Source organism: bacterium (assembly GCA_035307765.1).
Lineage (GTDB): Bacteria > Sysuimicrobiota > Sysuimicrobiia > Sysuimicrobiales > Segetimicrobiaceae > Segetimicrobium.
Genome location: DATGHU010000002.1, coordinates 1 through 10,109 on the forward strand (window position 1 = coordinate 1; position 10,109 = coordinate 10,109).

Below are 10,109 nucleotides of genomic sequence, written 5' to 3' on the forward strand. Positions count from 1 at the left end.
CAACTTGCTCCCACAGGCAGCGGGTGCTAGCATACAGCCGGGACACCATGAGGGCTCTGCCCTCCCTGACGTCTGCCTTGTCGTCTCAGCAACGCAAAGCTTTCGTCAGGCGGTGTCCCTTATCTTTTCAGCCCGTTTTCAGGCTCGTGCGTAAGTCCTGTTAATTAGTTACTGGCACGTGCCACTCTGGAGCACGACCGGCGATCCGTTGAAAAGGCAGCCTGAGCGGAAGACGGCAATACTAGAAACGAGCAAGTAATTCGCGTATTTGGGGTTGTTCTGGATCACAAGTCTCAGTCCAAGTGAGTCATAGTAGAGCACTTTCAAACTAGCGGGGGCAGGGGATTGGATCTTGTGGCTTGTGAGTTCCACTCGGGACGGTTCGCCCAGAGCAACTCGGACATCGAACTCTGTACTGCCGAGATGAACCCCTTGTAAGACGTACCTCGGGTCGAACACCACGCCGATCATGATAGCTTCACCGGTCGACGAGAGGACCACAAAAAGTCCCCGGTAATTCGTGGAGGATTGCCAACCCAGCGTGAGATGTACTCCGTCGTCCCGAGAGACTTGCTTTGCTGGTCCCAGCAGCCGTTCAAACTCCTCACGGCGCATCCCCAGTTTCAGATCGCCGATGTCCTGACCCGGCGTGATGACAAATTTGCTAGAGCTCTGAGTGGTCTGAGGAGCTCGCTGCCCCGGCGGCGGATTGGCAACGTTCACGCTCCCATACAGGCCCCCCAAGGCGGAGGTGAGGAACGGCTTGGCGGCATCGATGGCCGTCGCAAAGGACGTGGCCAGGTTGGTCCCCACTTGGTTGCCGAGCACCGCACGCACGACGCCGATCACCTGGCCTTGCAGGGTGAGGACCGGGCTGCCGCTGCTCCCGGGCCCCACCGGCGCTTGGATCTGTAATGCTCCGCCGCGAACGGAGTTGACGATACCCTGGGTCACGGTGGCGGTCTCGGCGCCCACTAAGTCGGCCCGCGGGAAGCCAATCACCACGATCTCTTGGCCTACCTGCACGTTGCCAGATCCGCCAAGGGGCAACGGACGGATGGACAAGAGAGAGCTGTGCAGGAGCGCTATGTCATTGTCCGCGTCGGCGTTAGCTAATTTGACCTCGATCGGCGGATGGTCAGGACACAGCACGCGCAGCCGATCGGCGCCCTGGGCTAGATGATGCGAGGTGAGGACGTACCCGTCGGCGACCACGAACCCGGTCCCCGAGGTTGTCCCATTCCCGCGCTCCGCGAGGACAATGCACACGCTTTGACCGGCGGCCGCAGCCACGGACTGCATCGTCTGGGGACTGGCCGGGAGCGCTAACCCACCAAGAGGTCCAACCAGGCAAACGAGAATCACGAGACTCTTAAGCTTCCGCACTGCGCATCCCCCACTATCAGCGACAGACGCAAAGCCGAGGGCCTTCACTAAGAGAGCAAACGCCAAAAACCTACGTTATTCGAAGCGGCGAAATTGATGGCGTGCTATCAATGGATGTCTGATTTCCGAGCCAGTCGTTCGGTCCTTCCGATTGCCAGTCCTGCGTACGGCTTGGCTCGAGGTTGATCAAGCGTGAGAGTGTTAGCGAGCGACGAGATATCCGAGTGTAGTGATGTCCATGTTTCAGACCCTCTTATCTCCTATCCCGCGGCGTCTTTGACGCTCGCGTCCGGCAGGGGCTATAATAATTAACGTCGTATCGGGCATTCACGAGCGGGAATAGCTCAGCGGTAGAGCATCTGCTTCCCAAGCAGAGGGTCGCGGGTTCGAATCCCGTTTCCCGCTCCAGCCCAATAAAATCAAGGCTCTCAGCGGGTTAGCGTCTGTTCTTGTCGCCTTTCCACTATCGGGCTATCATTGGGGCGTGCCTACGCTCAGCTCCGGGCAGCGCGCCGGCCTCCCGAACAGTGCGTTTGCCTACATCGATTCTCAGGGTCAGAGGCGACTGCCGATCAACGATGAATCGCATGTTCGGAACGCGCTTGCCCGTTTCAACCAGGTCGCCTTTGAGGACGACGCGGCCCGGCAACGCGCCCGCAAGCGGTTGCTGCACGCAGCGAAAAAGTTTGGCATTCTCCCCATTGGTTTCATCACCAGCCAACTGCACTCGGCGCGGAATGAAGCATCCCCGGCGCCGCTCCCCAGGGGGTTCGTCACCCTGCTGATGACCGATATCGAGAATTCCACTGCCATACTTCGCCGACTGGGCGCCCGATATCGGAACCTGTTAAAAAATGCTCGAGGAGTTCTGCGCACAGCGGTCGTGCGGGCCGGCGGCCGCGAAATTGACGTCCGCGCCGACGAGTTCTTCGCGGTCTTTAAGCACGCCCCCGGGGCGATCGAGACCGCGGTGGCCATCCAGCGTGCATTCCGCGCACGCTCATGGCCCGACGGTCTCAAAATCCGGGTGCGCGTCGGAATCCATAGCGGTCGTCCAACGCTCACCGAGTTCGGATACATCGGCCTGACCGTCCACACCGTAGCGCGCGTTTGCTCGACGGCTCAGGGGGGTCAGATCGTCATCTCGAGCGACACCAAGGCCGCTGTCGGACGACATGAGCCTCCGGGCATCCGGTTCCGGAGTCTCGGCTGGCGCCGCTTGGCTGGCCTGGCGGATCCACTGGCGCTCTACCAAGTCGAAGCGGAAGAACCGCACGCCAGCCTAGCACCGCCCAGGACGAGAGCGGCTCGTGACTGGGGCTCGTCGCCTGTCGCTTGAACGGATCCCGCAGGCAGCCCGTAGCCAAAATGCGGCTGCCCACGCCTCCCGCAGTTGCACCTAAACCCGTCCAGGAGCGGCTGTGCGGCCGGTCGATGTGAGCAACCCGCGGACGGAGGTGCGCGGATGAGGAACGTTACACGTCGTGAGTTCATCGGTTCGGCCGTGAGAACTGGGGTGGCGTCCGGCCTCTCGCTCGCCGCCGGGAACGGCTGGGCCTCCGCGGCGGCCGCGGCGGCGGGTCCGGTCAAAGGGGGCACGCTGAATTACGCCGAGGCCGGCGATTTCAACGACTTTAACCCCTGGGGATTCAGTGCGGTCAACTTCGAGATGTACGATCAGGTGTTCTCGCGCCTGCTCTGGAAAGACGGACAGGGCAAGGAACACCCGGATCTCGCGGAATCCTGGGTCATCGCGCCGGACAAACGATCCGTCCGGTTGAAGATACGAGACAACATCAAGTGGCACGACGGGAAACCCTGCACGGCTCAGGACTTTGTGACGACGTTCGGCTATCTCAAGGACCCCGTGATCGGAAAGTACTATGGGGCCCAGAAGATTCAAGGGCTGATGTCGCCGGCCAGGGAGGTGCGGGCGGCCGACAGGCTCGTCCTCGACATCCTCTTTGACAAGCCGGTCCCCTACATGACCGACATCCTGGATTACTGGTTTGTCATCCGGATCGACGATTCGTCTGATCCACGGTTCTTGAAGAAGCTGCCCGTGGGGACCGGCCCGTTCAGGATGACCGAATGGGTGACCGGCCAGTACGCGAAATTCGCGCGGTTCCCGGACTACTGGCAGAAGGAGCTCCCATACCTGAATCAATTCGTGTTCAAGCGCCTAGCCCAGGCCGAAACCTTGGTCCCAAATCTCAAGTCGCGCGCGGTCGACGATATTCTGATTTCGAGCCTCGCGGACGTGGGCCCGCTCCAGGCCGACAAGAGTTACGCCGTCGTGCCAAATGAGAACTCGGGCAGCGTCTTCAACATGATCGTGAACGTTCGCAAGCCGCCGTTCGATAGGAGGGCAGTCCGTCAGGCGCTGTCCTACTCGCTCAACCGCGCGGGGATGGCTCAGACCGCGTTCTTTGGGGTTTCGCGACCGATCACCTCGCCGTTCTACAGTCCATCCTCGCTGGCGTACCGCGCAAACTTGGTGATGGCTCATCCCTTCAATCTCCAGAAAGCGGCGTCGCTCCTGGAGCAGGCGGGCGTCCGGAATCTGGACGTGACGATCAACACGACCGCCGCCTGGCCGCAGATGAAACTGTTCAGCCTGATCTGGCAGTCGGATCTCACCAAGATCGGTGTCAGGCTCACGGTCAATGAGGTCGAAAACGCGCAGTTCTACGATATCGGCGGCGCCGCCGATCTGCGAGGCTTCGCCGTCCACCCGTGGATCAACGCCCGCACGACCCGCGACCCCGCGATTTTCTTCAATACCCAGTACTCGTACCGGGGCGACGACCGCAACGTCTACGGATACCGCAACGCGCAGCTGGAAAAGCTGCTCGCCGACGCCGCGGTCGAGACGAATGTGAACCGGCGAAGGAATCTCTATCAACTCGCCAACGAGATCGTCGTCGACGACTGCTTCATGATTCAAGTCGCCACCAACCCGCGCATCTGGGGACAGACGGCGAGGCTCCGGGACGTCGATATCGACCTCAACGGCAACCTGTTCCTGGCCCGCGCCTGGCTGGGCGGATAGGCCGGCTGGGTGCAGGGGTTTCTAGTCCGGCGGCTGCTGCTGCTGGTACCGACCCTGTTCCTGGCGTCCGTGGTGATCTTTGCGATCATCACGCTCGCGCCGGGCGATCCGGTCAGGATGATGTTGGGCACCCAGGCAACGCCGGGGGAAATCGCGCAGGAACGCACCCGGCTGGGGCTCGACAAGCCCGTTCCGGTCCGCTACGTCATCTGGATGACGCACGTGTCGCGGCTCGATCTGGGTCGCTCGCAAGTGAACAACCAACCGGTGGCGGCGCTCGTCCTGCAGGCGTTTCCCAATACTTTGCGGCTGACGGTGGGGGCGCTCGCGATCTCGGTCCTCGTCGGGTTCGCGTTTGGCATCGTCGCCGCGCTCCGGCAGAATCGTCCCGCGGATCTCGTGCTCACCGGCCTCGCCTCGCTGGGCCTGGCCGTCCCGAGCTTCTGGCTGGGGATCCTGCTGATTCTTCTGTTTAGCGTGACGCTGCGGTGGCTGCCCCCGTCCGGCGTCGGCGAGTCGGGCACGCCGGCGCTCGAGGGCCTGAAATATCTCGTCATGCCCGTGATCACGATCGCCGTGTCGAACCTGTCGGTGTTCTCGCGGTTCGTCCGCACCGCGATGCTCGACGTGCTGACCGCCCATTACATCCGGACGGCCCGGGCGAAAGGGCTCGGCGAGCGCGTGGTCGTTGTCCGCCATGCCCTCCGGAACGCGCTGATTCCCGTCGTGACCATCCTCGGCATCCAGTTCGGCCGGCTCTTGGGGGGTGCCCTCATTACGGAGGCCGTGTTCGCGTATCCTGGCATCGGCCGGTTGGTCGTGACCTCGATCTTGAATCGGGACTACCCGATGGTGCAGGCCACGCTCATGCTTGTGGTGCTCATCTTCCTGGCGGCGAACACCATCGTCGACATCTCGTACGCATTCCTCGACCCGCGCGTCAAGATGGGGGACGCCCGATAGCATCCGGCGTCCGTGCGGCGGGGGACGCGAGGGTGGTTCGCCGGCCCGCCGCCGGCTCCAGGGCGATCACCGTCGTCCGGCGGCTGTTCCGGAACCGGAAGGGGTTCTTCGGAACCGTCGTCCTCGCCGCGCTCGTGCTCGCGGCCGTCGTGTGTCCGTACGTGAGCCCGTATGACCCCGCGGAGGTCCACCTGGCCGCGCAGCTGACGGCGCCGTCGTCCACCTACTGGTTCGGGACCGATGAGCTTGGGCGCGACGTGTTCAGCCGCGTCCTCTATGGCAGCAGACCCTCCCTGGGGGCCGGACTGCTGATCGTCGTGCTGGCGGCCGCCGTGGGTTCGCTCACCGGTCTCGTCGCGGGCTACGCGGGAGGCTGGCTCGACGCGGTGGTCATGCGGGTCTGGGACACCTTGCTCGCGTTTCCCGCGATCTTTCTCGCCATCGGGATCGTGTCGGTGCTGGGACCCGGCTGGATCAACGGGGCACTGGCGATCGCCGCGGTCAACACCCCGGTCTTCTCCCGGCTCGTGCGGGCGATCACGCTCTCGCTCACCAAACAAGACTTCGTCGCGGCCGCCCGCGCGGTGGGGTGCTCCGACGGGCGAATCATGGGGACCCACGTCCTCCCGGGGTGTGTCGCGCCGCTGATCGTCCAGATGGCCATCGCCGCGCCCGACGCGATCCTCGTGGAGGCGGCCCTGAGTTTCCTCGGCCTCGGCAGCCGGCCGCCCGCCCCGTCGTGGGGCAATATGCTGAGCGCCGCGCAAGGGTATCTCGGCCGGTCCGTAACGTACGCGCTGTTTCCGGGTCTGGCCATCACGCTCGTCGTGCTGGGAATGAACTTCTTCGCCGACGGGCTGCGCGATGCGCTCGACCCGCACCAGGTGCGTTCAGTCTGAGGCGGCGGCGAGGTCGGCCCCCCTGCCGGTCCTCGCGGAGAAGTAGATCGCGTCGAGGATCTCGAGCACGCGAAGCGCGTCGACGGCGGACGCCGGGCCTGCGCCGCCGTCACGCACGCTCTGGAGGAACATCTCGATAAACCGTAGACCCGGCGCTCCCCCGTACGCCGGCACGGGAGGCAGGACGTACCGGTCGACCCGCTGGGACGCGGTCCGCCCCCCGGGCGCCGCGCTGCGCAGCGTAACGAGATGCTCGTCTCCCGATCGCCCGTACTGAAGCGTCCCCGCCGCGCCGCGGAAGATCATACTGAGGTCGAACACCGCCCCTTCATAGCCGGACGGACCGAACGGCAGCAGGTAGCCGGCGTAGAGATTCACGAGCGCGCCCCCGGAGAGGCGCAGGTTGACGCTCGCCACATCTTCCACGTCGATCGGCTCGCCGCTGAGAGTTCCGACGATCGCGCTCGCGGCGCGCACTTCTTCGCCGGTCACGTACCGCAGCGCGTCGAGCCAATGGCACCCCAGCCATGACAGAACCCCGCCGCCTGCGACGTCGCGCTTGAACAACCAGTGCGCCGGATCCCGAAATTGCACCTGGCTCGTCACCATCCGGAGTTCCGCGGACGTGAGCCGCCCCACCGCACCGGCCCGCACCAGCTCACGCATGCGCGCAACGGCGGGATGCGCGCGCCAGACGTAGCAGACCGTGAACCCGACGCGGTGCCGCGCGAGCGCGTCGAGGGCGGGACGCAGTTCGCCGGCGGACCGCGCACAGGGCTTCTCGCAGATGACGTGCTTGCCGGCCCGCGCGCATTCGGCGATCGCGTCGGGCGTCCGGTCGGTGGGAAGCGCGATCACTACGACGGAGACGTCGGAGCGCCCGAGCAGTGCCGGCAGGTCGTCGCAGACGGCCCGGGTCTTGCGGCAGAGGCCCGGCCCCGCATCACGTGCCGCCGGGTCGGGGTCGTACAGGACCACACCCTCGACCTCCTCGAGCGCATCCAGGGTGCGCAGGTGTCCGGCGGAGTGGGGATGCGTCAGGCCGATCATGCCGGCGACGGTGCGCATCGACGCGACCTGCTACCGGTCGTGAACGGGAAAGGAGACCGGCCCGCCGCCCGTGTCGCTCGACTGCAGGATGCCGAGGAGGATCGAGAGCGCCCGCCGTCCGTCCTCGCCGGTCGACGAGCCGCTCCCGCCATGCTCGATCAGGCCCAGCAACTCCGCGACCGCCGCGCCCATGTCTCCGCGGGTCGTATACGGCGGACGCAGCGGACGAAGCGCCGGCGCCCCGTCGCCGAACGCCTGCCAGATTTCGCCCACGTGGGCGCCAACACGGATGCGCCCCGCCGCGCCGATCAGGTCGAGCTCGAAAGTGTACATCGTTTGCTTCGAGGCGGTGAGAGACGCGCGCACGCCGCTTTGGAAGCGGACGTAGGCGCTGTACCCCGGATCGGTCGCTCCATCGCGCCCGCCGTCGCCCGCGTACCGCGGGCCGTAATGCCGGTGCTCGTCGTCTAACTCGCCGCTGACCGACTCCGGTTCGGACTCGGCGTAGAAACAGACCATGTCCACCAGATGCGTGCCCATGCGGAACAACATCGCGCGCGGGCCGCCGTGAATGGCCACGACACGGCGCAGCCGGCCGATCGCGTTGGCGCGGACCAGCCGCCGGGCTTCGACGAATTCAGGAAACCAACGCCGGGTGTGGTTGATGAGAAGCGGGATGCGGCGCCCGGCGCACGCGGCGATCATACGGTCGGCTTCGGCCAGGGTCGTGGCGATCGGCTTCTCGCACAAAATTCCTTTCACCCCGGATTCGGCCGCGTCGACCACGATTTGCGCGTGGCGATCGTCCGGGGTGGCCACACTGAGCAGATCGATGCGTTCGCGCGAGAGCATCTCGCGATAGTCGGTGTACCGGCGGGCCTCCGGAAAAACGTCGCCCCACTGCTGCTGAAAGCGTTCCAACAGGTCGGGGACCACGTCGCAGACCGCCACGACGGTAGTCCGTGGGATCGCGGCGTAGGCGGCGGCGTGGGAATGCGGCTGCGCCTCGCCGAGGACCGGGGCGGGAGCCGCCTGGCTCCGCGCCGCTCCGATCTCGGACAATCCGACGATCGCCGCGCAGTATGTTTCCACCCACGCCCTCCGTGCCCTGGACCTACCCGGCGGCCACCATGTTGCGGAGCACGCCGAGTCCCGTCACTTCCACCTCGACGACGTCACCCGGCCGAAGGAAGGTCTGGGTCGAGGAGCCCACCCCCGAGGGGGTGCCTGTGGCAATGACGTCGCCGGGCTGAAGCGTGACGAAGCGGCTGATCCAGGCCACCAGTTCGGCCACGGCGAAGATCATGTCGGCCGTGGTGGCGTTCTGGCGCACCTCCCCGTTCACGCGCGTCTGGATCGGCAGCGCCTGCGGATCGGCGATCTCGTCCACGACCAGATAGGGACCGAGCGGACCAAACGTGTCGAACCATTTGCCGTTCGACCAGTCGAAGTAACGTGTCCGCGGGGTCACCTCGCGGGGGATGTCGATGGTCAGTTTCCGGCCTGAGACGTCGTTGAAATTGGCATACCCGGCGACGTAGGTCAGCGCGCGCTCGGCCGGGACGTTTTTTGCCTTGCGGCCGATGACCGCGGCGAGCTCGCCCTCATAATCCACCGCGGTGCAAATCGGGCCGGGCAACCGGATCGACTCCCCCGGCCCCGCGATCGTCGTCACCGGCTTGATGAAGATCTCTGGGGCGGACTGCGGCTTCACGGGAGCCTGAAGGCCTCCCTCCCGCCAGTGTTCCGCATAGTTGCCGGCCATGCAGAGGACCTTCGGAGGGCGGGGCACCGGTGCGACCAGGCGAACCTGGTCCGGTGCGAACACGAAGGCGGCGTCCTGCCGGGCCGACGCCCACTCCGTGAGGGTGCGTGCAAGCTCCCGGCCCACGCCGCCTGCCTGCAAAAAGGCGAGCACGTCGGCGACGTGGGCAGCGTCCCCGGTCCCGCGCGCCAGCGACGCCGCGGCCAGATCCACGATCCCGGCTTCCTCCTGCACGCCAAGCCGTTCACGTCCAGTTTCTGTCGCAAACGTTACAACCTTCATGTGCGCCCGGCCTCCGAGCGTGAGCCGCTCCTGGATTCATGCCCTTTCCCGGGCTCTCCTCCGGACCGGTGTCCAAACCTCGCAGACGCCGCGGCTCCCTCTCCCCCTCGGCACCGCTACGACAGTCTGAGGAGCCGGAGCGCGACAACTTCCATCCAGGACTTAGCATCCTCGGCAGGCGTCGGCGCTGGGGAAACAAGGGGGCCGGTCCCGTGGAGGCGAAAGGGTTGCGGATCGGAGGAGCGCCATGGGATCTGCGTTCGCGATCGCAGTTGTCGTCGTCGCCGTGCTCATGGCATACAACGGCGTCAAGATCGTCCGCGAGTACCAGCGCTTGGTGGTGTTCCGCCTGGGCCGCAGCTTCGGCCCGAAGGGTCCTGGGATCGTCTACCTGATCCCGATCATCGACAAAGCGGTCTGGGTGGACCTCCGGGAGGCGTTCCTCGAAATCCCCGCACAGACGTGCATCACGAAGGATAACGCCCCGATTTCCATTGATTTCCTTATCTACTGGAAGGTGTTCGACCCCCAACTCACCGTCATCCAGGTGGGCAACTTCGCCACGGCTGCGCAGGGGATCGCCACGACCGGGCTGCGCGCAGTGATCGGCGACCTCAGCCTCGACGACGCCCTGACGAAGCGGGACCGGATCAACCAAGTCATGCGCGCCAAGCTCGACGAGGTCACGGAGCGGTGGGGGGTCAAGGTGACC

At 65.2% G+C, this 10,109-nt stretch carries 9 protein-coding genes and 1 tRNA gene; 6 read left to right on the forward strand and 4 right to left on the reverse strand.

Annotated features, from left to right (window positions below; all coding sequences use genetic code 11):
• Window positions 1–168: 168 nt before the first annotated feature.
• On the reverse strand, window positions 169–1,302 hold the full coding sequence (locus VKV57_00120; protein HLW58310.1) for a serine protease: 1,134 nt from the start codon (window positions 1,300–1,302) through the stop codon (window positions 169–171).
• 417 nt (window positions 1,303–1,719) lie between these two features.
• Between VKV57_00120 and VKV57_00125 the strand changes: the two genes are divergently transcribed.
• From VKV57_00125 to VKV57_00145, 5 genes are all read left to right on the forward strand, one after another.
• Window positions 1,720–1,794 (forward strand) — tRNA-Gly (locus tag VKV57_00125).
• 76 nt (window positions 1,795–1,870) lie between these two features.
• Entirely contained in the window at window positions 1,871–2,725 is an 855-nt protein-coding gene (locus tag VKV57_00130) for an adenylate/guanylate cyclase domain-containing protein (GenBank protein ID HLW58311.1), read from the forward strand.
• Window positions 2,726–2,851: 126 nt separating this feature from the next.
• Window positions 2,852–4,438 carry an ABC transporter substrate-binding protein gene (locus VKV57_00135; GenBank protein HLW58312.1) on the forward strand — a complete coding sequence of 529 codons (1,587 nt, stop codon included), beginning with the start codon at window positions 2,852–2,854 and terminating at the stop codon, window positions 4,436–4,438.
• A 9-nt stretch (window positions 4,439–4,447) separates the two neighbouring features.
• Window positions 4,448–5,401 (forward strand): ABC transporter permease, encoded by a 954-nt coding sequence (locus VKV57_00140; protein HLW58313.1) that lies wholly within the window; start codon window positions 4,448–4,450, stop codon window positions 5,399–5,401.
• Window positions 5,402–5,433: 32 nt separating this feature from the next.
• Window positions 5,434–6,300: an ABC transporter permease gene (locus VKV57_00145; protein HLW58314.1), complete on the forward strand. Its 867-nt coding sequence runs from the start codon at window positions 5,434–5,436 to the stop codon at window positions 6,298–6,300.
• Here the strand turns inward: VKV57_00145 and VKV57_00150 are convergent.
• Genes VKV57_00150 through VKV57_00160 form a run of 3 tightly spaced genes read right to left on the reverse strand, consistent with a single transcriptional unit; the run spans window position 6,292 to window position 9,397 of the window.
• Window positions 6,292–7,368 carry a Gfo/Idh/MocA family oxidoreductase gene (locus tag VKV57_00150; protein HLW58315.1) on the reverse strand — a complete coding sequence of 359 codons (1,077 nt, stop codon included), beginning with the start codon at window positions 7,366–7,368 and terminating at the stop codon, window positions 6,292–6,294. The two genes, VKV57_00145 and VKV57_00150, sit on opposite strands and share 9 nt — an antisense overlap.
• Before the next feature lie 12 nt (window positions 7,369–7,380).
• Window positions 7,381–8,442, reverse strand: coding sequence for a Gfo/Idh/MocA family oxidoreductase (locus VKV57_00155; protein HLW58316.1), 1,062 nt, complete (start codon window positions 8,440–8,442; stop codon window positions 7,381–7,383).
• 22 nt (window positions 8,443–8,464) lie between these two features.
• Entirely contained in the window at window positions 8,465–9,397 is a 933-nt protein-coding gene (locus VKV57_00160; GenBank protein HLW58317.1) for a fumarylacetoacetate hydrolase family protein, read from the reverse strand.
• A gap of 247 nt (window positions 9,398–9,644) precedes the next feature.
• Here VKV57_00160 and VKV57_00165 point away from each other — a divergent pair.
• On the forward strand, window positions 9,645–10,109 hold a 465-nt coding region (locus VKV57_00165), incomplete at its 3' end, for a paraslipin (GenBank protein ID HLW58318.1).